Below are 25,807 nucleotides of genomic sequence, written 5' to 3'. Positions count from 1 at the left end.
GCATAGAAGCCTTTCATCTTTGTACAAGTAATTATTAAATCAATCATCAAAAAAAAGAAAAAACATGAAAGCAAAGTTTACCACTATGATGATCATTTTCACCCTGATCACCTTATCAACAAACGCTCAAGATAAACGTAAAGGTTACATAGGTATCAGCATTGGTCCTTCATTCCCCATGGGCGAATTCAAGAATGAAGGATTAGCCAATACCGGACTTAACCTTTCATTGATTAATTTCGGTTACTTATTCAGTGAGCATGTAGGCATCGCCGCTAACTGGTATGGGGGTGCGCACAATATTGATGTCAGCTACCTGGGTTTATCCGATGGCATGTGGTATTATGGCGGCTTGCTCGCCGGCCCTCTATTTACCACCCCAATCAGTGAAAAAGTAGACCTTGACTCCCGGTTACAGATCGGTTATTCCGTAGCCAACATGAAATTGGAAGGATATAAAATCGATGGGACAGGTTTTGCCTACAATGTGGGTATTGGCATACGCACGCATCTAGCAGAAAAGTGGTCTTTATCCTTCAATGTAGATATGCTTAGCGCCAATAATAAGGGAGATTATATGGACAGAAAGATACAGACCATCCAGCCTACCGTGGGTTTGAGTTACCGCTTGAGGTAACGTTTACCGATTTAAACAGATCAACCAAAATGATTACCTTTATACCATTAAAAATGTACCGTTAAACAAGACGGTGCATTTTTTACCATCCCTATGGGAGGAGGCTTTTTAATTTTGACTTTTAATTTAAACCATGATCACCGGAGAACTTAGATCCCAAATCGATAAAATATGGAACGACTTCTGGACAGGAGGTATTTCCAACCCCTTAACTGTCATTGAACAATTTACCTATTTGATTTTCCTCAAACAGCTGGATGACCGACAAAAGCTGATCGATAAAGAGAAAACCGTTCTAGGGAAATCAAATAAGAAAGACATTTATAACCCGGAGCAAAATAAACTCCGTTGGTCGTATTTTAAGGAATTAGACCCGGAAAATATGATGGAAATTTTCCGTGTGCCACAGACCGACTTGGATAACCTGACCGCCTTTGATTTTATGCGTACACTGGGCGCTACCGGTGGAAAATTTTCGCAATATATGCGGGGTGCTACTTTTATGATTGAAAGTGCAAATCTTTTAGATAGGGTAGTGCAGCAAATCGATAAACTTCCTTTGCAAAATCGCGATACCAAGGGTGATTTGTACGAATACATGCTCAGTAAAATTGCAGAGGCTGGAACCAACGGGCAGTTCCGCACGCCAAGGCATATTATCCGCATGATGGTCGAGCTAATGCAGCCGCAGCAGGATGATTTGATCTGTGATCCGGCCATGGGAACAGCCGGGTTCCTTGTCAGCACCGCTGAATACATTCACGAGCAGCACGAGGACTGGCTTTTAGATAAAAGATTTCGTGACCATTTTTATGGTGAAATGTTCAACGGGATGGAGATTGACCCTTCCATGTTACGCATTGCTTCCATGAACCTGCAATTGCATGGCATTGAAAACCCGGTATTATTTTCGGGATCTTCTTTGGCAGAACGCAACACCATTGCCAGCAAATATTCGTTGATATTGGCTAACCCGCCATTTAAAGGGGCGTTGGATTACAACGAAGTGGAGAGCTCCTTACTTCAAACCACCAAGACCAAGAAGACTGAATTGCTATTTTTAAGCTTAATCCTGCGGATGCTGACCTTAGGAGGCCGAGCTGCGGTCATTGTACCGGATGGTGTATTGTTCGGGTCATCGGGCGCACATAAAGCGATTCGCCAAGAGCTGGTAGATAATCAGCAATTGCAGGCGGTGATATCCATGCCCTCTGGAGTGTTTAAACCCTATGCCGGGGTGAGCACGGCGATATTGATCTTTACCAAAACCAACTCTGGTGGTACCGATAAGGTATGGTATTACGATATGAAAGCTGATGGTTACAGCCTGGACGACAAGCGCAGTGTGATTGCAGCGAACGATATTCCGGATATTATCACTCGATATAAAAACATCGGTGCGGAAACCAGCCGTGCACGCACGGAACAATCTTTTTTCGTACCCGCGGATGAAATCCGGACAAATGGGTATGACCTCAGCATTAACCGCTACAAGGAGGTAGTATATGAAGAAGTGGCTTATGAGAAACCGCTAGTTATCTTGGAACAGATTGCACAGATTGATAGTGAACGCCAAGCATTGTTGAACGAATTAAAGGAGCTGTTGTAATATGTGGGAGAAGGTTAAGTTAGGGGTAATTTGTGATATACTTGGAGGGTATGCTTTTCAAAGTGAACAATATACGAATAATGAAATTCCTTTAGTTCGAATTTCTAATATCACCGAGAGCTCTATAGTTATCGATTATCAATACACAATTACAGAAAGTCCGAAGTATTCTGCGTACGAAATAAAGAAGGGGGACATCTTAGTTGCTCTCTCCGGTGCAACCACTGGAAAATTTGGAATGTTTACTGATTCTCAAAAAGCCTATTTAAACCAACGCGTGGGGTTAATCAGAGCTAAAGCAAATATCTGTCAGGCATACATATTTAATTACTTAAATTTAATTAAAGACGATATTCTAAGAAAAGCAGGCGGTGCAGCTCAGCCTAATATAAGTACGAAAGAGTTAGCAAATTTCGAAATTCCTGTTCCCCCACAGCCTATCCAAGAAAAAATAGCTGCTATTTTAGATAAGGCCGATGAGTTCCGTAGAAAAGACCAAGAACTGCAAAGGAAATACGATGAACTTGCGCAAGCAATCTTTATCGACATGTTCGGCGACCCAGTGAAGAATGAAAAGGGTTGGGAGGTGAGGAAGTTGGGGGAAATTTGTAGAAAGATTACGGATGGTACTCACCATTCGCCAAAAAACACAAATGAAGGCTATAAATATGTTACAGCAAAACATATTAAAAATTGCAAGTTAGATTTTAATTCAAATCCAACATATGTTTCCGAAACAGATCATAAAGAGATTTTTGAAAGGTGCAACCCTGAATTTCAAGATGTGTTATATATTAAGGACGGGGCAACAACTGGTATGGCAGCCGTAAACACATTGACAGAAGAATTTAGTATGTTGTCGAGTCTTGCATTATTTAAGCTCAATAAGAGTTTTATAAATCACGATTACCTGACATATTATCTGAACGCAGACTTTGTGAAAGAGAATTTAATTAGAGAATTTATGGCTGGAGCTGCGATAAAAAGATTTACACTTCAAAAAATAAAAAACTTTAATATTTTACTTCCCCCTCTTCATCTCCAACAAGCCTTTGCCAAAAAAATCGAACTCATCAATGAGCTGAAAGAAAAGGCTAATTCAACGAAATCGGAAGAATTATTTCAATCCTTATTACAGCGAGCGTTTAAAGGTGATTTGGTTAACGCTACCGAACTTGGACAAACGTCGGACTAAAAATAAATCTGTAATGACAATGAACCAAAACAAAATTCAGCTTTATACGTATCCCAGCGAAAAAAGTCGCTCTGATGCTTTTTTTAAAAATTACCATGTTAACAAGTTGGTTGACATTAAGAAAGATAGAGACAGACAGACTCTAAAGGCCAAAAAGGAACGATTATGCCGCTTCTGCGGCAAAAGCTATCCAGAAACAATTTTTACTAAGAAAGCGCATAGCATTTCTCATTTTTTGGGAAACAATTTCCTACTCAATGATTTTGAATGTGACAAATGTAATTTACAATTCGCTAAATATGAGACATACCTTGGTGAATATCTTAAGGTTTACAGAATTCTCAACGGCACAAAGGGTAAACATGCAATACCCAAGATTAAGTCAAGTGACGGGAGTCAGCATGTCTCTCGTAACGATGAAGGAGTGATTAACTTTACCGGCAAAGATTTAAAAGTGAATGGAGATGAAATTTATTGTCAAATCAAAACTTCATATAAACCTATTTTCATGTACAAGGCGCTGGTAAAAATGGCCCTATCTATAATGAATGATGACGATATCCCATATTACAAAGAATTTATTCAAAACTTTTTACTTCATGAAGAGAACAATGAAGAATTATCTTCTATGGCGAAAATAGGCATATATTCTGTTGGAAGAGCTAATAGGGTCGACAGTCTGAAATACATGTTATTCCAAAAAAAGCTGGACACGAATATACCCTTTCATCTTTTTTCGTTGTATTATGAGGATTTTATTTTTGTAATACCTCTTCCATTACACCTATACGATTTTAAGAAGGGGTATTATGAGCAAATGCGAGTGGAAATGCCACCTCCCTTATTTTTTTCTATACCTAATTATGAGGCTAAAGTCGAGTTTGAGCAATTGAATTTAGGGACTATAGACAAAGTGACTAAAACTGACCGTATGAATTTTACACTCAATAGTGAACAGCTGCGAGAATATATCGAAAAGCAGTTAAACGCAGACCTGCCGGAAACTTTTAAGATAGATGGTTTCGGCTTCAAACTGAATTCATAAAAAAATTAAAGCATAATCCTATTATTTTTTTCGTTTATTTCGAATATTTCGTTTATTTTTGTTTTTGTTGAAACAAAAAATAGAACTCATGGAAACCTTGGATAGAATTAGCAGGCCATCTAAAGCGGAACAGAAAGCAGCCATGGAATCATATGATTCATTAACAGCCGTTATCGATCAGCTTCATACCGAACAGACGGAAATCGAGATCGAGGAAACGAAAGACAAGATTGTTGTTCCTTTGCGTGCGCTAAAATTATTCGGAGGCATCTTAAAAGCGATGTCAGAGGGGAAGCCGATCTCTATTGTTCCGCTAGCTACCGAAGTGACCACGCAAAAGGCTGCTGAAATGCTGGGATGTTCCAGGCCGCATTTGGTTAAATTACTCGAAGAAGGAAAGATTCAGTATACCAAAATAGGTAAACATAGAAGAATCCTCTTTGAAGATGTGGTGGAATACAAAAAGCAAATGAAGGAGGAACAGAAAAAGCATTTGATTGATATGATGAATTTTGATGAAGATTTAGGACTATATGATTCATAGTGTACGTTTTACCGCCGTATTGGATACCAATGTGATCTATCCGGTGATTACTCGGGATCTCTTATTATGGTTTGCGTATTATGATCTATATACTCCTAAGTGGAGTGCCCATATCTTTGAGGAATGGAAACGCGTGATGCGCCGAAAAGGTGTTTCTGAAGAAGAAACGATCAAAAGAACAAATGTTCCCAACAAGGCTTTTCCGGATGCACTTGTCATAAATTACGAAGGCCTTATACCAAACCTCACATTACCCGATCCTGATGATTGTCATGTTTTAGCTGCCGCTATTAAAGCCAATGCCAATTTAATCGTATCTAATAATATCAAGGATTTTCCGGAGGAGTACCTTCGTACATTTGGTTTAAGTGTAAAAACGGCTGACGACTTTTTAACGGATATCATCGATCTTAAAAACGAAGTTTCTATTCAAGCATTTCGGGAAATGGTGCTGCACAAAAAGAATCCAAAATTGGATGAATACCAAGTATTGGATCAATTGAGGAAATGTGGGTTAAAAGATACGGCAGATTACCTTCATTCTCTATTATAGACAAATATTCGTTAACTTTATACCAAACCATCTTTAAACAGGTAAATGGCATCAAACTTCGACTTTTTGGCAGAAGAGTTTCCTCGGATATATGCGGAAATTACCCAAGCTGAACAATTTACTTTTACAGCTCCACGTTATGCTGCACTGCTTTGTCGTTCCACACTGGAGTTTACCTTGTTCTGGCTGTACGAAAACGACAAAGAGTTTGAGATGCCGTTGGATAAGTCGATCAACAGTCTACTTAACGAAGATTCTTTTAAAGAAAGTATCCGCCCTTCTGTTTGGGAGGAGCTGAATGCCATCCGTTTATTGGGGAATGTGGCGGCACATGGCGGTTCCAGTAACCGGGTAAAGACCATCAAGGAAACCGAAGCGCTGAAGGTGCTGAAATATAGCTTTTCATTTTTAGCTTGGCTAGCGAAATTCTACGGGAATAAAGTACCCCAAATTCCTGCATTTAGCGAGGAACTGATCCCTAAAGGAGAGACCAGGGATATTAATGCCGAAAGCATACGACAATTCGAGCAACAGGTCGAAGCAGAAAAACAACGGACGGAGGAAGCTTACCTGGAACAACAACGTGCTTTGGCGGCCAATGTGTCTCTCCGCCAGCAGATTGAAGCTTTACAACGTGAACTAACACAGCAAAAGGAAGAACGGGCGCAACATTTTGCGACACTACCCGAGCCGCCAAGGTTGGTGTCCGAATTCGAAACACGCCAGTTTTTAATCGACCTCTATCTGCGTGAGTCAGGTTGGAGCGACCTAAAGAAACCACGCGATATCGAGTATGAAGTGAGCGGAATGCCACAATCCACTAATCCTTCTGGCAAGGGCTATATAGACTATGTGTTATGGGATGATGATGCCAAACCGTTAGCTGTTGTGGAAGCTAAAAGTACTTTGCATGATTCCAATAAGGGTAAGCATCAGGCAGCCTTGTATGCCGATTGTTTGGAGAAAGCCACCGGGCAACGGCCCATCATTTTTTATACCAACGGTTATGAAACCTTTATTTGGGATGATCTGTTTTACGGACCGCGAAGAATACATGGTTTTTATACGAAAGAGGAACTGCAGACACTGATTAAGAGAAGGGAAATACGCGAGGATATTCGCGCTTTTGAAGTGAACACAGAAATTGCCGGTCGACCGTATCAGCTGGAAGCTATCCAAAGGCTGGCAGAACATTTTGTGACGTTTAGAGAAGGGAAACTGCGGGGAAAATACCGCAAGGCCTTATTGGTGATGGCAACAGGCTCTGGTAAAACACGAACGGCGGCGGCCATAGTGGATATGCTGACGAAATGTAACTGGGCAAAACGCGTGCTGTTTTTGGCCGACCGGAATGCTTTGGTAACGCAGGCCAAGAATGCTTTTAAGGAATATCTCCCACATCTTTCGGCTATTGACTTGACCAAAGAGAAGGAATCGGGCATTACGCGCGTCGTGTTCTCTACTTATCCTACCATACTCAACTACATCAATAATCAGGTGGAGTCAGAAGAACGCTTTTATGGTGTGGGGCACTTTGACGTCATCATCATCGATGAAGCCCATCGTTCGATCTATCAGAAGTATCAATCGATCTTCGAATATTTTGACGGACTGCTGGTTGGTTTAACGGCTACCCCAAAGAAGGATCTGGATAAAAATACCTATTCGTTCTTTGAGCTGGAAGATGACGTACCAACTTTTGCCTATGAGTTGGATACAGCCGTGCAGGATGGCTATTTGGTTCCGCCAAAATCTTATTCGGTACCTGTCAAATTAGTACGTGAAGGGGTAAAATATAAGGACCTCAGTGAAGAGGATAAGCGGCAATTGGAAGAGAAACTAGGCCTAAATGGAGACGATAGTACAGCATTGGATAGTTTAGAAATTGGAGCGTCTAAAGTAAACTCCTTCCTTTTTAATGAGGATACGATTGATAAAGTGCTAGCCCATCTCATGGAAAACGGATTAAAAGTGGCCGGAGGTGATAAGATAGGTAAGACCATTATCTTTGCCAAAAACCATCGTCATGCTGTTTTCATTGAAGAACGCTTTAATAAAAACTTTCCGGAATATGCTGGAAGCTTCTGCAGGGTGATTGACAACTACCAAGATAAAGCGCAAGACTTGTTGGAGAAATTCTGCTATGATAAGGAGGAAATTGATCCGCAGATCGCTATCTCCGTGGATATGATGGACACCGGTGTCGATGCTCCACGTGTGTTGAACCTGGTATTTTTCAAAGAGGTGAAATCTTACGCTAAGTTTTGGCAGATGGTAGGTCGCGGTACCCGCTTAGCGCCAAATATCTTTGGACCTGGGAAGGATAAAAAGTACTTCATTATATTCGACTATTGCCAAAACCTGGAGTTTTTTGGAGAGCATCCGGACGGTATGCAAGCCACTCCTCAACGTTCACTGACACAGCTTTTATTTTTGGAACAACTATATGTAGCTGAATTGATTCAGAAGAATAGCGATGCTACAACGGAAGAATTGGATTTAGCACATACTTATCTTGATGAACTGCATAAGAAGGTAGTAACCTTAGATCAGCAACGTTATGAAGTGCGTAAACACTTGGCTGCTGTACATCGCTTCAGTGTTCGTGAAAAATGGAATAATCTATCTAAGTCCGATATATTGGAATTGGAGTTGGAAGTTTCCCATCTCATTCCCTATACAGCCGATACCGATGAAATGGCGAAACGCTTCGACCTGAACAGTTATAAATTGCAATCGGCCTTACTGAACCGATCGTCAAGGCAAAGCAGTATTATGCAAAATATAATGGATATTGGAAAACGTCTTTTACAGAAAAGAAATGTACCAGCTGTTTCCGCAAAAGAAGCCACGATTCGTCAAGTCACTTCCGCTGAATGGTGGACAGCTGTGTCGATCACCCAAATAGAACATATCCGGAAGGAACTTCGTGACCTTATTCATTTACTAAAAGAAGAAAACACAGTAAAACCCATTTATACCAACATCCAGGACAACCTATTGGAGGAAGAGGTGGCAGCATACGACATCATCAAAAATTTCCAAAACCTCCAAAGCTATAAAGATCGTGTCGAAGCGTTTATAAGGAAAAATAAAAATCACCTGGTGATTGATAAACTTTACCGAAACTTGCCAATCAACACTTTTGAACTGCAGCAATTGGAACAGTACTTAATTGTAGAAGCGTTGGACAGCAAAGAGAAGTTTGTTCAGGAATTTGGCGAACAACCTTTGGGAACATTCATACGCCGAATCATCGGCCTCGATCAGGAGGCGATCAACCAACACTTTGCCGGGTTTATTAAAGACGCCAACCTCTCCAGTAGACAGATTAAATTTGTAGACACTGTAGTGCGTTACTTTATGAAAAATGGTTTCCTTGACCCGGCAAGTCTAACCTCTCCGCCGTTCACCGATATGGATGATAGTGGTGTGATCGGATTGTTTGAAGACAATAGCGCACATAAACTGATTAGTTTGATTAAGGAGGTAAATGGAAATGCGGAAGGGGCGTAATAGCACCACTAAATTTCAACCTCGCTATTTCTTCAAATTATACCTAAACGTTAACATCCCGTGTAGCGATTTGAAAATAACCGTCGTTTGCTTTTGCAGTACTTAATTATTAACAGCTATTATACTGATGAAAAACCTTTTCCTTACGGCTCTTTCCTTCTTTTCTTTTGTTTTCTCGTTCTTGCCGACCTACGCCCAGCATGACACTGCATCCGCCTATATTGCCGACCGTTATTGGTCGATCAAATTAAGTGGCGGTATCGTATTGATGCGGCATGCGTCAACATCTCCTTTATTAAGCAAACGCCCAAACTTAGGCGGGCAACAGCGTTTCCGCGTACAGCATGCTTTTTCAAAAAAATGGCTATGGTATGCAGGCTATGGTGCCAATTATTATTCGACAGAGCGACCAGCCATATTAGATCCCTCTCATATCGGCATACATAAAGAAGATGTCGTAGAAGGCATTTTTGGTGCATTCGAAGCCCTTAAATTAACATTAGACGGAGGCATTCAATACCGCATACAAGCTGGCCGATGGGAAATACTGCCCCAATTAGGATTGGGATATACGGTGAATGATTGGGGACGGGATCGAGAAATTGATTTAAAGGAAGAAGGCACCACGTTGCACTATCAAATGAAAGGAGCGCTCCTTAATATGCAAGCCGGATTAAACGGTCATTTCTGACTATTCCGCAAAGGGTATTTGTTTATGGGTATTACTGCCGAACACCCCCTGCAAAAAGCATGGGGAGAAGCAATTTATACCAAGGGAGATGAAGAAATCTCGAGGAATAAGGTCCGTTCTGCTCGCTTTGGACAAAATCTAAACGTGGAACTGGGTTACGCTTTTGTATTTGGCAGGCGATAGCGGAAAGCAGCAAGCTTAGATCGTACCTTACTTAACGTTGATAGCAATTTTAGCCGAGCGGACTCCTTTTGCTTTTGCCTCAAAGATAAGCATCCCTTCTTGTTCTCCGGCTTGTGCAATAGCGGTTAGCTGTCCGCTAAACAAGTGCATCTGCGGCAAGTGGAAAGCATCCAAACTGGTGGGATCTCCATTTGCCGAAGCGCGGTATTTCCCACTTCCTGAAACCGAAAATTTGACAAGTCGGCTCTCGGCTGGACACCAATTACCATCTTTGTCAACTATCCGGACGTTCATATAGACCAAGTCCTTACCGTCTGCGGCGAGCGCTGTACGATCGGGAATCAACTCAATATGATCGGGCTTACCTGCTGTCACAACCTTCTTCTCCGCTACCTGATTTCCCTGATCATCATAGGCTATCACCTTCACTTCTCCGGGTTCGTAAATAGCGTCCATCCACATGAAACGATAACGGCTTTCTACACTGGCCTTATTTTTCACTTGCTTACCATAGCTCTTACCATTAATAAACAGCTCGGCCGCTGGATAATCGGTGTACACAAATACCGGCGTTTGCTGCCCTTCGCGTCCTTTCCAATTCCAGTGCGGCAGAATATGTAGGGTATGGGCATTTTTGTTCCAAACGCTCCGATATAAATAATAGCGATCTTTAGGAATACTGGCTAGATCAATGATTCCAAACATAGAGCTATGGTTTGGCCATGCATCTTTATCATAAGGCGTGGGTTCGCCCAGGTAATCAAATCCGGTCCATACAAATTGCCCCATGCTCCAGTCAAAATCATCGGCCATAGCAAAATCTACGTCAGGCGTGTTAGACCAATTACAATATTCCAGATCATAAGCAGAAGATTGATGGTCGTCATAGCGCGCGTCCGTTTTCTTTTCTACCGGAAATTTATATACGCCCCGTGAGCTGACGGTAGAAGCCGTTTCGCTTCCAAGAACTAGGTTTTGCGGCAACCGATGATAAGCTTCTTCATACCGATTTGCCCGGTAATTTAGTCCAGGAATATCCAATAATGCAGCAAAGCCGTTTTCTAACACACAGGATACCTGATCCATGCCGCAAGTTACCGGCCGACTGGGATCTTCGCGATGGCATATATCTTGCAAAAAAGCAGCAACTTTATACCCTTCTGGACTACATTGCGAAGGCACTTCATTGCCTATACTCCACATGACTACACTGGCATGGTTGCGATAATGATGAAGCATATTCACCATATCCTTTTCGGCCCATTCGTTAAAAAACCGGTGATAACCATTTTTACATTTGGCGATATCCCACTCATCAAACGGTTCTATCATCATCATAAAACCCATTTCATCACATAAATCAACCAACTCCGGGGCGGGCATATTATGGGAGGTTCTGATGGCATCACAGCCCATATCTTTCAATAAGGTGAGCTGACGGCGCAAGGCAGCCACATTCACCGCAGCGCCCAAAGGCCCTAAATCATGATGGTTACACACACCCTGAAACTTACGTCTTTTGCCATTAAGGAAAAAGCCTTTATCGGCAATCACGCGGATATCCCGTATGCCAAAACGGGTAGTATATTCGTCTACCAAATTTCCATCTTTATATACTTTGGAAATAGCTTTATACAGATAGGGCGTTTCTGGCGACCATAAATTGGGTTGATCGACAATAAAATTTTGCTCAAAAGGTTGACCATGATGCATGCCCAAGGTATTATCTTTTTGAGCAACAACCTTTCCCTCACCATCTTTTATGACGGTCAGCACCCGCACATCTACTTCTCCGCAGTTTGCGATATCCGTTTTCAGTTTGACCGAGGCATATGCTTCTGATACAAATGGCGTTGTAACATAAGTACCCCAAACCGGAACATGTATGTTGTTGCTACTGATGACGTGTACATTACGGTATAATCCAGCCCCCGGATACCACCGGGAGGATTGCTCCTTATTTTCGAGACGAATAGCCAAGACATTATTTCTTCCATCAGCATTCAACAAATCGGTTACATCGCAGTGAAAGGCGTTATAACCATAAGGCCAGAAAATAGCCTCTTTGCCATTTACGTAAACATGTGCCTCACTCATAGCTCCATCGAAAACGAGCGATACCCGCTTTTTATTTTTATCGAACTGTGCAATATGAAATGTATTCCGGTACCAGCCTATACCGACATAGGGAAGTCCGCCGGTGCGCCCGGTTTTGGTTGACGCAACCGACTCGCCATTCTGTGTTACCGCAACCTGTTGTAAATCATAACTCCGGTCAAAGGGGCCATAGATAGCCCAATCGTGGGGAACCGTTACCACCTCCCATTTACGATCGTCATAATCCTTTTGCTTTGCCTCGGGCTTATCTCCTTTTGTAAAACGCCAATTTTTCTCTAGGGTAAATTCTTCGCGTATGGTTTGCGATTTTGCATCGATGAGCAAACAGCAAAAGAAAAAGAAAGGTAGCAGCGTTAATCGGATGTACAACATGTTATAGTATCTATATGGATTATTTTATTTATTTTTCAACTACTTACTTATTTCGTACCGATACAGCACAAAACTATTTTTATCAGCCAATGTGATCTTCAACGTGCCTTTATGTCCGGCAAGCTGTGAAAAAGCCTTTCCTTTTCCCAGTATGGGAACACATTTTACCTGGGTACCTTCTGGCAACCAAGTTTGGACAAAGGCCGTCTTATTCGGATTATCTTCCCGGTAAAAAATAAGATAGCCGCGATCTTCCTTAATCGACTGAAATCCTGTCCACGATCTACCCGATGGTTCATCGCCGATTGGTAAAATAGTGCCCAGATGAAAATCGTGTTGCACTTTTTTATACTGATCTATAAGCCCGGAGATGGAAAAAGCCTCTTCCGGCAGGCCACTAGCTTCAAACCAAGCCAGAGGCTGACCGGCCATGGTGGTGGCAAATAAATAGTCGAACGAATAGTTTGCCGGTGCAAAAGCATCCTGCTTATATTTATTTGCATTTCGCCATTTATTTAAAAACTCGATCTGCAACTTCTCCGCCGGAACATATTTAGATAGACACCATAAGTTGCGTAAAGTCCAGTAGGGATAGTAGTTCGTCCAATCGGTATAGCGATTTTCAAGAAATATGTTCCCATATTCATTAAACATATGATAGCCCCCGCGCCTTCCGGCAGTAGCGTCTAAGTTAAAGACCACCTGATGGTCGGTTGCTTCAAGCACCCGATCGAAAAACTGGCGCAGGTTGATTTCTGATTGCTTATTAGGAATGGCTAGGCCGTCTATTTTAAAGGTACGAATGCCATATTGTTTATACAGGGAAATGAGGGCCTGTGCATCTTTTTCCCAATCCGCATAATCGTGCTGAACGCTTGGATTAAACCACAGGCAAATTTCTATACCGAGCTCCTTCCCTCTCTTTATAATCGGCCGGAATCCATTCGGATATTTTTGCGGATCTGGCTTCCAATAGTCGGGATTATCCCAGATATTTTTAAACGAACCTTTGGCTACGGCAGAGTTCGGGCTTTTGCCAATCTGCCATCCATCATCTATCTGAAAATGAGTGATACCCAATCGGGCAGCTTTTTCAATTTCGATTAAGCTGAATTTCTCGTTCACTTTCGAATCCTGACTGCGATCGCCCCAAGTGTTCATCATAACCATTTCATCTCGCTCAGGAAGTAGTTTTCGCAAATGCTTTTGATAAGTACGCAAGGCCAACAGTTGGTTTAATTCATTCGTACCAACCCCGATTACGCAGCCATATGCTTTACGCCACTCATCATTGCGGATATCTTTCGCAGATATACCCAAGCCAGTCATTTGAAAATGCCCGAATGCCGTAATAAAGTCATGGCCATTGTAATTCAGTTGCACACTCGAAGAAGGTGCTTCTTTTAGCATAAAGAAGCCTTTTCCATTTTCATTGTTACGAGCGAAAAGCAAATTTCCCCGATAGGAATTTTTTCGATAAGGGATGATATTCGTTTCAAAAACCAGGTTATTATTCCAATCTGTGACATCCTGAAATTCCACGATTTTTGTCTGCCAATGAAATCCTTGTAGCTTGATTTGGTCAAGCACGGCAGTTACTTGCTTGGATTGCATGTCTGCGGTAGACTCGATATTTTTCATATCAGCCAAGTTGGCCGTCTTTCCATCCCAATTCGCCTCGCTGCTTCCTTTTAGGTAGGTATCGCAGGCAATTGCTGGACAATCTTGATATATTCGGTACACCCTTTTGACTGCTGTATTTCCTAAAGAAAAGGTAACGATGGTCTCCAGATAGGCCGGGTGTATGACGGTTTCTTTCACTTCGGTAGCCTGATACGATGCGTTCGTTGCAGTGACCCGGCCGTCTACAATATGGAAGTCTGGCGATTCATTTTGATTCAACCAACATTGATCCGCACGCTTATCGGCGAGGCTATAAGTGATTAAGTTTCCATGGTTCCAAATGAATTTCCGTTCAATCAGCTTATTCCCGATGGTCAGTGTATCGTTTTCCAAACGGCTGTAATAATCTTGTGCTTGACCTTGGGCACAAGCTATAAACGTAAATAAAATGGCATATAAATATTTCATCATTTTTCCGCAATGCTAATTTATGAGTTCAAATGTCTCTTTCAGTAGTATATTATCAGAAGAATTGCCCAATAGTACGTTAAATTTTCCGGGTTCTGCCTTCCATTGCAACTGTTCGTCAAAGAAAGATAGCATTTCTTTATCGATGGCAAAGGTAACTTTTTTACTTTCCTGAGGTTTTAACTTTATTTTTTTAAACCCCTTTAACTCTTTTACCGGCCGGGCAATACTTGCAACCGGATCTTGAATATACAGTTGCACCACTTCTTCTCCGGTATAGTGGCCTGTATTTTTCAACACACAGCTTAAGGTAAGCGTATCAGTGGCGCTCATTGTCTTTTGTGACAACCGTAGGTCGCTAAATTCAAAAGTGGTATAACTTAGTCCGTAACCGAATGCAAATGCCGGTTCATTGCTCACATCTAGGTATTTAGAACGATAGTTCGTATTTTGTCCTTCAACCAGTGGCCTACCGGTGTTACGGTGACTGTAATAGATGGGAATCTGCCCTTCCATGCGGGGGAAGGTGATGGGTAGTTTACCTGAAGGGTTGTAATCTCCATATAAAACATTTGCCATTGCGTGGCCTGCCTCACTGCCTAACCACCAGGTATAGAGAATTGCATCCGCATTTTTAGCAGTTGAAGGAAAGATCAGCGGTCGTCCAGACATCATTAAGACAATTACTTTTTTTCCTGTTGATTTTATTGCGTTGACTAATTCCTCCTGTACACCTGGAATTTCAATATGTGCACGGCTTTTTGCTTCACCCGTCATATCCGTTGATTCGCCCAAGGCCATAATAACCACATCAGCCTTCTTGGCTATCGCAACGGCTTCTGCAAAGCCTTTCTTTGACGTATCGGCAATACCACAACCTTTGGCATAAAGCAGTTGTGTTGCTTTGCCCACCCTAGCTTGTAAACCTTCGTATAAAGATGTCATATGATCTTCTGGCCAATATACAGACCAACTACCCCGCATATCCCAATTGGATTTCGCTAATGGCCCGATAACGGCGATCGATTTTAAATCACCAGTTAATGGTAAGGTAGCCGCAGAATTTTTCAGCAATACCACACTTTTCTCCGCCATTTTTAAGGCTGCTTGATGATGTTCGGGAGCATTAAGCACCCTTTGCTCTCGATTTTCATCGCTAAAACGGAAAGGATCATCGAATAAGCCGAGTTCAAATTTGATACGCAGTATTCTCCTTACCGCATCGTCTATCAGCTCGATAGGTACCTTTCCTGCTTGAACGAGTTGTTTGAGGGTTTCGATATAGGCATGACCTTCCATATCCATGTCGCAACCTGCAAATATGGCCGCTTTTGCTGCTTCTGCCTTATCTGCCGCGACACCATGGTTGATCAACTCAATTACCGCGCTGTGATCGCTTACCACAAAGCCCGGATATTGCCATTTTGTTTTTAGGATGTTGCGCAACAAATGCACATTAGCCGTGGCAGGAACACCATTCAGATCATTAAAAGCGGTCATAAACGTTGCAGCTCCTGCATCTACAGCGGCTTTAAAAGGTGGCAGGTACACTTCCCATAGCATGCGTTCGCTCATATCCACCGAATTATAATCTCTTCCCGCTATGGCTGCTCCGTAACCCGCAAAATGTTTCGCGCAAGCCATCACAGCATCTAATTGACCCAAGCCTTTTCCTTGAAGGCCCGTAACTCTAGCGGTAGCAATGAGCGCCCCTAAGTAAGGGTCTTCTCCAGCTCCTTCCATGACACGTCCCCATCTTGGATCACGAGCGATATCAACCATGGGAGCAAAAGCCCAATGTAGGCCGGCGGCAGCAGCTTCTTTTGCTGCGATACGCGCAGACAATTGTATGGCCTCTAAGTCCCAACTTGCTGCTTCGGCTAACGGGATTGGAAAGGTGACGCGGTATCCATGCACAACATCCATCCCGAATAATAATGGAATTTTTAATCGGGATTGTAAAGCGAGTTCCTGCACCATCCGTGTTTCTTTCGCACCCTTCACATTGAGCATCGACCCGACCTTGCCTTGCCTTATATCGTTATATTTGTCGCTATTAGGCCGTACAGGTCCGGTTGTCAGTCGATCACTCGAATATTGATTTAGTTGTCCGATTTTTTCTTCCAGTGTCATTCGGGCCATCAGTGCTTCGACTTTACCATCAACTGCAGATGGTGCTAGTTGAGCAAATGCTACTGCATACCATAAGCAAGGTATTATTAAAATTTTTTTCATATATAGTAGCGTCTGACTATAGACCCTTATTGGCTTTTATTTCATTCATCCTACCGAACCGATATCGGTAGGATGGAATGATAAATGATCGTGGTTACCACCCGGGATTTTGAACTAAATTTATATTTCGCTCGATTTCTGATTGAGGAATCGGCCATAACAAGTGTTTTTTCTCAAACACACGTGATTCAGCAACTGTACGCTTATAAAAACTCAGATCTGTAAAACTGGTGCCGGCTCTTACGTTCATCCCATAAATGGGGGCGGCATCCGTTTCCTCTGCAATTTTCCAACGCTTTACATCCCAGAAGCGATGTTCTTCGAAGGCTAGTTCTATCCTGCGCTCATGTCTGATACGTTGGCGCAATTCATCTTGGTCAAGACCGGAAGGTATCTCTGGCATACCAGCTCTTTCACGTACCAAGTTAATGTATTTGTAAATATCTGTATTGGTTGGATCGTATTCGTTTAGTGCTTCAGCGTAATTCAAGTACATTTCTGCTAACCGGAAGAATATCCACGATTTCAATACATGCTTCGAATTTTTCACATCACTGTCGGGATGCACCAATTTAACGGAGGTATAACCGGTTGTAGAGTGGTCATTTGAGCCATTGTACCCATCCCTTCCCGTTGAATAGAGTTCTACCCGAGTGATGGTTTTACCGTCTGCGCCTTTATAAAGCCAATCCATGCCATTGTAACCTACTGTAGCATAAAAACGCGGTTCTCTTCCAACGTACATATTATAGATACCTGCTTTCGTATATTTGGTAGCTGTCTCCGAAAAACCCGTTTCGGAATATCCTGATGCCAGATTGATAACCGGGTTTGCGGTTGTACTTTCCTTTGCAAAAGGGCTTAACCCGTTTGCCATTTCGTATTCATCAACGAGTTGTTGACTGGGTGAAAGACCGATATAACCATTCAGCTGGCGAGGCGAGGCACAACGCTCCCAACGAACCTCATCACCGGTTCTCGGTCTGCCCCAAATGACCTCTTTATTCCATCGGTCTAAAAACACATATTGATAAGACAAATAGGGGTCGAAATTTCCACTGGCATCATTCTTTTTATATAGTCCGTCGGGCATACGATCAATGATGGCTTTAGCTGCTTCAGCAGCTTTTTTCCATTTATTTTCATCATATATTTGATTAATAAGTTGCTTACCATCGGTATTCTTAAAATCCGCGTAATCGCTATTCCCATTCCACAAAGGACTAGCAGCATAAAGTAACACCCTAGCTTTCAAAGCACTAGCCAGGCCAGCGGTAGCTCTACCATAATCGTTTGTATTGGTAGGCTTATCCGGTAAAATAGCTTGCGCTTTATCCAGCTCCGAAACAATGAAATCGACACACTCATCGTATGAGTTCCGTGGTAGCTGAATCTCAGATAAAGGTGCATCAATAGCCAACGGTTCATCTGGAAGAAGAGGGACAGGCCCGTATTGCCTGATCAAGAGAAAATAATAAAAAGCACGAAGTACCCTTGCTTCTTCTCGATATTGAACGGTAATACCCGGGTTAAGGTCCTCACATTCTTGACATTCGCCTACGCGATGGATAAGGGTACTGGCAGATCGGATACCTTGATAGTATTTGGCCCATATATTATAGGGTGTGTTTACCGGCGACCAATTGCCTGTGTTAATCTGCTGATGAGGCCAGTTAAACACCCAGTCCGCTTCATCCGAAAGCGGGGTATAATTTACGCCATTACAAACCAATGGATCGGGAATATAACTGTAGACACTGGCCAGATACTTTTCTGTTTCCAACCTAGTAGAAAACACTTCATCGATCGTCAACATATCATTGGGCTGTTTGTCCAGGTACTTTTCGCAAGAAAACAAGATAATTGTTGAGGCGATTAGTATAAAATATATAGATTTTTTATTGAACATAATCTGTTACTTAAAGCTTTATTGGATTAGTTTGTCTATCTTCAACGTTAAAAGTTCAGGTTAATTCCGAAATTGATGGTTTTCTGAATGGGATAAGCGCCACCATTTGCACTGCCCAATTCCGGATCCCAAAAATCAAAACTGCTCCAGGTTAATAGATTCAAACCATTAGCATAAACACGTAGCGTATTTATTTTCAATTTATTTGTTAACCTTTTCGGGATGGTATAACCGATTTCGGCCGACTTTAACCTCAGATAACTTGCGTCACGCTGCCACCAAGTGGACGTTTGATAATTATTGGAGTTTGTACCAAAAGAAAGCCTTGGAAATAAGGCATCCTGCCTTGGGTTTTCGGGCGTCCACCGATCTAAACTATTAATATTCAAGTTTCCGATCAATCCACCCCCTTCAAACGGGTACCACCCCTTACCTCCAAGAGTAAAGCTAGCAGGTCCGCTCCCTTGAAAAAACATCGAAAAATCAAAACCTTTGAAGGCGACTGTCGTACCAAAACCATATATGGCTTCCGGTACCGGTGGATTACCAATGGCTACCGCATCAAACGTATTTACAACACCATCGTCATTATAGTCTAGGTATTTAATATCACCCGGCCTTACCGTACCAAATTGTTGTGTAGGCGAATGATCAATTTCCTCCTGATCATGGAACAAGCCCACAGCGATAAGTCCGAACGGTTGGTTATACCGCTTTCCAACCCTGTTTTGATAAGCATAGGTATAATCTGGCTGGTCGGTATTGAGCAATTTGTTCCTAGCAAACGTATAATTACCGCGGAAAGAGAGATCTACCTGCCCTAAAGTTGCCCGATACTCCAATGTTGCTTCGAAACCCTTATTTTCCATCTCGCCTAGATTACCATAAGGGTTATTCTTTAAACCTAGCATGGCAGGTAATGAGGCACGTTGTAAAAATATTCCATCTCGGTGGCGTTTAAACACATCGGCTTGTAAGCTGAATCCTTTCAAGAACCGCATCTCTAGGCCCAAATCAATCTCCCTTTCCTTTTCCCACGTCAAGTTCGAACCCCATTGATCTTCTCCTCTACCATCAAAACGGTTATTGCCATCTATACCAAAGTAATAAGCACCATTTCCACCGCCCACCGTTGTTAAATACGCAAATCTTCGCCCGCCGATTTGATCATTACCTTTGGTTCCCCATGAACCTCTAAACTTTAAGTACTCAATTCCTTTTACATGATTTTTGAAGAAAGATTCTTCAGAAAGTATCCAACCTGCTGCGGCAGACGGGAAGAAACCAAAGCGATGACCTTTTGCAAAATTTTCCGAGCCGTTATAACCCGCACTGAATTCTGCAAAATAACGGTTATTGTAACCATAGGAAAGTCTGGAAACCAATCCCTGAAGTCTGAAAGGCAAGGCACTAATGGCATCTCCGGCATCCGCATTTTGGTAATCTTGTTGATTATATAAGAGCAAGCCCTTTACATCGTGCTTGCCAAAACTGCGGCTATAATTGATATTAGCTTGAATATAGATTCGGCGATCTCCACTGGATGACTTGCCGAAAGTCAGATCGGCTTTTCCGGTCACGAGCTGGCTCAATATCAGATTACCATTCTCGTCTCGACCTGTTGCATAATATTTATCAACCTGATCACTATTGGCTAAATATGCCCGCGTTTGGTTAATATAATGATAATTGTAGCCATCGAATGCGAACTTTCCTTGAACGGATAACCCCTTTACAAATCGGGACAAATCGTGCTTTAGCGTGAGGTCAGACTGGATATTGTTTCGCCATTGTGTTTTAAAACCGGTACCCGTTAATTGGGCATAAGGGTTGATTAAACTGCTTATCCCTCCATACACAAAACCATTCGGATCCTTTGGATCAGGATAGGTAGGAGAATAACCTATTGGGGTATTATTCTGAATAGCACCCCAGATATCACCATTGCCTGTCCCAGGATAGTTTGCAGTTACTAATATGCCGCCTAAACCCAAACTAAGCTCTGTATCTTTATTGAGATTCACATCAATATTCGCACGGAAATTATAGCGTTTCAATTTGGCGTTTGTATTATAGTCGTTTAAATTGTCTCCTTTCCATATACCATCTTCCTGATAGTAGCCTGCGGAAACGAAGTACTTCGCCATCTCGCTGCCACCAGTAATATTTAAGTTAGCTCTTTGATTGGATGATTGATCTTTCATCATCATATCAAGCCAATCCACATTTGGGTATAGATATGGATCTTCACCAGATCGATATTTTTCAATAATTTCGGGTGTATATGGCGTAGCAAAGTTCGGATTAGTGGCCACCTGGGCCTCATTGTATAACTCCAACCAAGTAGGTCCGTCTACATATTGCTGTAAATCGGTAGGCCTATTTGTTCCGCTTTCCATTTTGAAACTGATGCTCGGTTTTTGGCTCGCCCCCCTTCTAGTGGTGACTAAAATAACGCCATTCGCTCCTCTTATACCGTAGACAGACGTAGCTGCCGCATCTTTTAACACAGAAAATGTTTCTATCTCCTCCGGCTCTATATTGGCTATTGGCCGTTCTACTCCATCCACGAGCACCAAGGGTTGGGCTCCAGCACCAAACGTACTGATTCCTCTAATCCAAAATTGCGCATCATCATATCCCGGTTCTCCACTCCGTTGAACCGAAATAAGCCCAGAAACTTTCCCTGCTAAAGCATTGGTTAAGGAACGTGGTGCGGCCTGTTTTACGTCGTGTACATTAACTGTTGAAATAGAGGCAACCACGCTTTCTTTTCGCTGGGTACCGTAGGCTACGACGGCTACTTCATCTAAACTGGCAATATCTGGTTCCATAGTAACATTGATTCGCCTACGGGTATCTACCGCAATTTCCTGAAACTTGTAACCGACAAACTTAAAAACCAACGTTTCGGTACCACTGGCAACTGTAATTTGGTAATTACCGTTTGCATCAGATTGGGTCACATCGGTGTTCCCTTTAATATAAACACTTACACCCGGGAGAGGATCACCACGCTCATCAACAATCTTTCCAGATACCTGCATTTGCTGTGGAGTTGCTTGTGAAGCGCTTTCGATTTGGTCTACCGCATTGGTAGTAATCGAAGGAGCTTTTTTAATGACAACCGTACTCTCTTCAATACGATATGTTAATTGCTGCGGAGTTAAACAAGCATCAAGGACCTCTGTTAGCGATGCATTTTCATAGTTGACCGACACCGGTTTAGCGTTCTTTATCAGTTGGAAATTATACAAGAAGTCATATCCAGTTTGTTTCCTCAACTGCTTTAAAACGGTTAACAATGAAGTGTTGGATGCTCGGATACTGACATTTTGTGCGAAACTTTTTGCATTTACCTGTATGCAGGTAATTAAGAGTAGAACGAATGCAAGTTTCATGATCAGAAAAAAATTATAAAAAACAGTTTGGCATTTCTTTAAAAAGAATGCAGTAAAAATTTTATACATTTGACTATGTAGGTTTAATAATTGTTTTGTTAGCTGAACAAAAATAGAATTTTTGACCTGCCATCAGCCTTGCTGATGAAGCGTTGGGGGCGTTGACGCGCCTCTAACGTTTAAAGTCTATATCTTGTCTAATAAGTCTTTATTGGACGATAATCCTCCTTTCTTTGAGGGTAAAATGATAATTGCTGATTTCTTCCAGGTGGCGTAATAATTCGGACAGCTTCTTGTTGCATGAAAAGGTTCCACCAAATCTAAAGTCATTTGACTTACTTTGGTTAACCACCTCCACATCATACCATCTGGAAACTTTTTTCATGACTTCGGCAAGACTTTCATTATCAAAGGTAAAAAAGCCCATTTTCCACGCCATGGCTGCTTCAACATCCACTTCGCTTACTTGTAAACGAGCATCAGCCAAGAAGCTTGCAGCTTGTTGGCCAGGCTGTAATAGCGTATGCGTCTGAGCGGTTGCTACCTGTACGGCACCATTTATGAGCGTTGTTTTGGTTGCAGCATCGTCTGGATAAGCACAAATATTAAAGGAAGTGCCCAATACATTTACGGTATGTTTTGCCGTTACGACACGAAAAGGCCGGTGTTTATCGGCTTGGATTTCAAAGTAAGCTTCTCCCTCCAGTTCAACTTCTCTGGCTGTATCGCTGAAGACCACCGGAAAGCTAATGGAAGAAGAGGCATTTAGCCAAACGGTTGACCCATCAGACAAAAGAATACGGTATTTTCCACCATTTGGTGTGGCAATCTGATTTTTCTCGGTGGATTGATCAGGTGCAGCAAGTGCAGTAGAAGTATATACCAAGGTACCTTCATCTGTGTTGGTGAGGTTTATGCCCGAGGCGGTTATGAGATGTTGATTTTTAACCTCATCTAATGAGATTTTTTTACCGTTGCCTAAGGTCAGCACGGCATGGTTACCACCGGGCAGAATATCGGTCGTTTCCCCTTTTTCAAAATAGTGAGATGTGCCGAAGTAAACGGCCACGGCCAACAACAATACAATACTTGCTGCAAGTGGATAGGCGTATGGCTTCCATTTTTCTTGACCGATACGTACAGATTTATTACGAGCCTGTAAACGCTTGCGTATGCGCTCCCGCAGAACTACTTCGTTGGCGGCATAATCGCTTTCTACCCATACGGTATTGTCTTGGTTTTGGTTATACCAGTTGGCAAAAACAACCTCTTCTTCTGGGGTTATGGTGCCATTCAACCATTTTTCGGCAAGTTCTAAATAACGTTTATCAATTTCTTGTCCCATGCAAGTATTGGTCTTTGTAATATAATATCGGTTGTGAATGAAAAAACCCTATATCAAAAAGATTTTTTTTTGAAGGCGGCGACGTGCTTTAAAAAAGAAGGGAAAATAGGAAATGGCTGAGCTTGCGCCGCAATACCTTAAGAGCCCGGGTAAGATGCGCTTCTACTGTTTTCTCCGAGATACCCTTCTCTTGCGCAATTTGCTGATTTTTATAGCCCTGCTCCTTGCTAAGTTGGTAAACCAATCGGCATTTTTCAGGTAAATCGTTCACATATTGTTCAAGCCGGACCCTTAATTCCTCGAAGTTTAACCATTTCTCGGTTCCGTGATCTAGAGATGTACCGGTTGATTGAATATAAGCTTGGTACTTTTGGCGATGGTTGAGATGTGCCAGATAATCGATGATTTTATATTTCATCGATACGGCCATATACGCCTGCAGTGTAGTAGTGATGCGTATACTGTGCCTGCGTTGCCAAACATCAGCCAATAAATCTTGTGCTAACTCTTCCGCTACAGCCTTGTCCTGAAGTTTATTGGCTGCTACGACAAATAATTTTTTCCAAAATCGATGGTATAGTTCCGTAAAGGCCTCTTCACTATTTTGTTGGACATGTTCGAGCAACTGTTCGTCCGTAAAGCTTCCATATTTGGTTAGCATCGATTCCATTCTTAAGTTTATGCTAAAAACTAGGCAACGTGTGGTTAAGTATACTACGCGGCACGAATCTATATAAAAAGTTGGACAATTTTAAATTGCGTCACTATTTATATGTTTTTTTGAGCATATACATTCTTTTGCAACACCGATTTATATTTGCATCATTGCAAAGTCTGATACTTCCTATTCGCATCTTCTACCACCAATACCCAGTCATTTTCTTTACCTTGAGTTGGGGTAGTAAACTTCATTTTATCTAACCGTTTTAGATGGCCTAATGGTGTTGCCTCTCCTGTTTTAGGGTTAAACCACCACGCCTTAATCTCTTTCGCTTTCATAAAGCTCATGTTCAGTTCAATTGTTCGCCCTATCGGCAAATAAACCATCGCATAGTGATTCTCATCGCCACGGAATGCTTCCATATGTTCCGATCGCACACCCAAGCCACCAACAACCAAGTTCGAATCAGCCACCCTGTTCAAAAATGGTCTAGATTCAATGAGTTTACGTAAATATCCTACTTGAAAAGCACCGGGCCTATCCATTGCGTTGACCCAACCGCGGTCGGCAAAATTGATCAATTCTTCGCGGGCACTCATAAATTGCCAAATGGCGTGATGACCATAAGTAACGCCGCAAGCTCCTGCAAAAACAGAGCGATAACATTGTTTACGCACATCGTAATCGCGGAAATAACCGTTGTCAGGATTCCATTTTGGCCAAGGATTGACCGGGTGGTCTTCATAATTGGGTTCCCCATCCAGCGTCGGCCTCGCAGGCTGCAATTGAAGGTCGCGTTTTACCGTTTTCCAACTGGGCACATCGTGTCCATCTCCATGCCCAGACTGGAACATATGGATATCCAACCAATCTTCTTGTTGCAGCCAGCTGGAACTAGACACGTTCCCGCCCCAAGGATGATAAGCGATTAAACATCTTCCCTTTGTAGCATCTCGAAGTCCTTTAGCCATTTGACGCCAAACAGGGCGGAAATCTTTACCTTCGAAGACAGGCGGCCGATCGCCCCCTAAAATCCAAACAATATTTTGCCGATCCTGATAGCGTTTACCCAACCAATGACCGTAAGCGTAGGCATTAACGCTATCAAAAATCATTGGCCCCGTTCCCCATGCCTTTGTTACCTTGTCGCCCCAAGTGGGAAGCAAGCCTAAAATTAACTTTCGTTCTGATGCCATCTGAACGGTGCTATCGATTACTTTAAAATAGGCGTCATTGGGTTTTGTTGGATCTTGATCAATCAAAGGCAATTCGCCATAAGGATTGGGCCGTTTCAATCCGTCAAACTCGGCCAATACAATAGCCTGAATCACCGTAAACCCCTTGGCTGCACGGTTATCTAAATATTGTTCAATCTCGGGCAGTGTAAGCCGATGAAATAATTCCCAACCGGTATCTCCTAACCAGAAAAAAGGTGTGCCATTTTCAAACTGCAATCCATGACCATCTCCAGAAACAATTAAACGTTTCTTTTCCTGCGGCTGCCCCACTGCAATACTATACATTGCCAAGCAAACAGCAAAACACACGAACAATGCTTGCTTCCGTAGCCATTTTGAAGAATTGATAATCATAATTGGTTCCTTAAAATACACCCTAAGTTTACAAAATATTACAGTGAAAATGAAATAGCAAGACCGGATAAATTACCCATGATTGCAACTATTCATCGGCTATATTTTTC

The 25,807-nt window shown here is 42.3% G+C and carries 17 protein-coding genes; 9 read left to right on the top strand and 8 right to left on the bottom strand.

Annotated elements, in window-relative coordinates:
* Nucleotides 1–64: 64 nt before the first annotated feature.
* From ABD930_RS14725 to ABD930_RS14685, 9 genes are all read left to right on the top strand, one after another.
* Nucleotides 65–637 carry an outer membrane beta-barrel protein gene (locus ABD930_RS14725; RefSeq protein WP_345232501.1) on the top strand — a complete coding sequence of 191 codons (573 nt, stop codon included), beginning with the start codon at nucleotides 65–67 and terminating at the stop codon, nucleotides 635–637.
* Nucleotides 638–770: 133 nt separating this feature from the next.
* Complete coding sequence (locus tag ABD930_RS14720; RefSeq protein ID WP_345232500.1) at nucleotides 771–2,246, top strand: class I SAM-dependent DNA methyltransferase; 1,476 nt, start codon at nucleotides 771–773, stop codon at nucleotides 2,244–2,246.
* A gap of 1 nt (nucleotide 2,247) precedes the next feature.
* Entirely contained in the window at nucleotides 2,248–3,441 is a 1,194-nt protein-coding gene (locus ABD930_RS14715; protein ID WP_345232499.1) for a restriction endonuclease subunit S, read from the top strand.
* 19 nt (nucleotides 3,442–3,460) lie between these two features.
* A complete protein-coding gene (locus ABD930_RS14710; RefSeq protein ID WP_345232498.1) occupies nucleotides 3,461–4,486 on the top strand; it encodes a hypothetical protein in 1,026 nt (341 codons plus the stop codon).
* Between the two features lie 88 nt (nucleotides 4,487–4,574).
* Entirely contained in the window at nucleotides 4,575–5,030 is a 456-nt protein-coding gene (locus ABD930_RS14705) for an excisionase family DNA-binding protein (protein ID WP_345232497.1), read from the top strand.
* Nucleotides 5,020–5,583, top strand: coding sequence for a PIN domain-containing protein (locus ABD930_RS14700; RefSeq protein WP_345232496.1), 564 nt, complete (start codon nucleotides 5,020–5,022; stop codon nucleotides 5,581–5,583). Before ABD930_RS14705 ends, ABD930_RS14700 begins: the two co-directional genes overlap by 11 nt.
* A gap of 45 nt (nucleotides 5,584–5,628) precedes the next feature.
* Entirely contained in the window at nucleotides 5,629–9,099 is a 3,471-nt protein-coding gene (locus ABD930_RS14695; RefSeq protein WP_345232495.1) for a DEAD/DEAH box helicase family protein, read from the top strand.
* Nucleotides 9,100–9,226: 127 nt separating this feature from the next.
* Nucleotides 9,227–9,790, top strand: a complete 564-nt coding sequence (locus ABD930_RS14690) for a hypothetical protein (RefSeq protein WP_345232494.1) — start codon at nucleotides 9,227–9,229, stop codon at nucleotides 9,788–9,790.
* A gap of 24 nt (nucleotides 9,791–9,814) precedes the next feature.
* Nucleotides 9,815–9,973 (top strand): hypothetical protein, encoded by a 159-nt coding sequence (locus ABD930_RS14685; protein ID WP_345232493.1) that lies wholly within the window; start codon nucleotides 9,815–9,817, stop codon nucleotides 9,971–9,973.
* 27 nt (nucleotides 9,974–10,000) lie between these two features.
* Here the strand turns inward: ABD930_RS14685 and ABD930_RS14680 are convergent, their stop codons facing one another.
* From ABD930_RS14680 to ABD930_RS14645, 8 genes are all read right to left on the bottom strand, one after another.
* Nucleotides 10,001–12,463 (bottom strand): glycoside hydrolase family 2 TIM barrel-domain containing protein, encoded by a 2,463-nt coding sequence (locus ABD930_RS14680; RefSeq protein ID WP_345232492.1) that lies wholly within the window; start codon nucleotides 12,461–12,463, stop codon nucleotides 10,001–10,003.
* Between the two features lie 39 nt (nucleotides 12,464–12,502).
* Nucleotides 12,503–14,557 carry an alpha-galactosidase gene (locus ABD930_RS14675; protein ID WP_345232491.1) on the bottom strand — a complete coding sequence of 685 codons (2,055 nt, stop codon included), beginning with the start codon at nucleotides 14,555–14,557 and terminating at the stop codon, nucleotides 12,503–12,505.
* A 12-nt stretch (nucleotides 14,558–14,569) separates the two neighbouring features.
* Nucleotides 14,570–16,789 (bottom strand): glycoside hydrolase family 3 N-terminal domain-containing protein, encoded by a 2,220-nt coding sequence (locus ABD930_RS14670; protein ID WP_345232490.1) that lies wholly within the window; start codon nucleotides 16,787–16,789, stop codon nucleotides 14,570–14,572.
* A 94-nt stretch (nucleotides 16,790–16,883) separates the two neighbouring features.
* A complete protein-coding gene (locus tag ABD930_RS14665; protein WP_345232489.1) occupies nucleotides 16,884–18,698 on the bottom strand; it encodes a RagB/SusD family nutrient uptake outer membrane protein in 1,815 nt (604 codons plus the stop codon).
* 47 nt (nucleotides 18,699–18,745) lie between these two features.
* Nucleotides 18,746–22,099, bottom strand: a complete 3,354-nt coding sequence (locus tag ABD930_RS14660) for a TonB-dependent receptor (RefSeq protein ID WP_345232488.1) — start codon at nucleotides 22,097–22,099, stop codon at nucleotides 18,746–18,748.
* Between the two features lie 208 nt (nucleotides 22,100–22,307).
* Complete coding sequence (locus ABD930_RS14655; protein WP_345232487.1) at nucleotides 22,308–23,444, bottom strand: FecR family protein; 1,137 nt, start codon at nucleotides 23,442–23,444, stop codon at nucleotides 22,308–22,310.
* Nucleotides 23,445–23,532: 88 nt separating this feature from the next.
* Entirely contained in the window at nucleotides 23,533–24,105 is a 573-nt protein-coding gene (locus ABD930_RS14650) for an RNA polymerase sigma-70 factor (protein ID WP_345232486.1), read from the bottom strand.
* 161 nt (nucleotides 24,106–24,266) lie between these two features.
* Nucleotides 24,267–25,697: a glycoside hydrolase family 140 protein gene (locus ABD930_RS14645; protein WP_345232485.1), complete on the bottom strand. Its 1,431-nt coding sequence runs from the start codon at nucleotides 25,695–25,697 to the stop codon at nucleotides 24,267–24,269.
* Between the last annotated feature and the right edge of the window lie 110 nt (nucleotides 25,698–25,807).

Origin of the sequence: Olivibacter ginsenosidimutans (assembly GCF_039542865.1) — a bacterium.
Classification (GTDB): domain Bacteria; phylum Bacteroidota; class Bacteroidia; order Sphingobacteriales; family Sphingobacteriaceae; genus Olivibacter; species Olivibacter ginsenosidimutans.
Note: the sequence above shows the minus strand (reverse complement) of the source record. Positions and strands in the feature narration are given on the sequence as shown.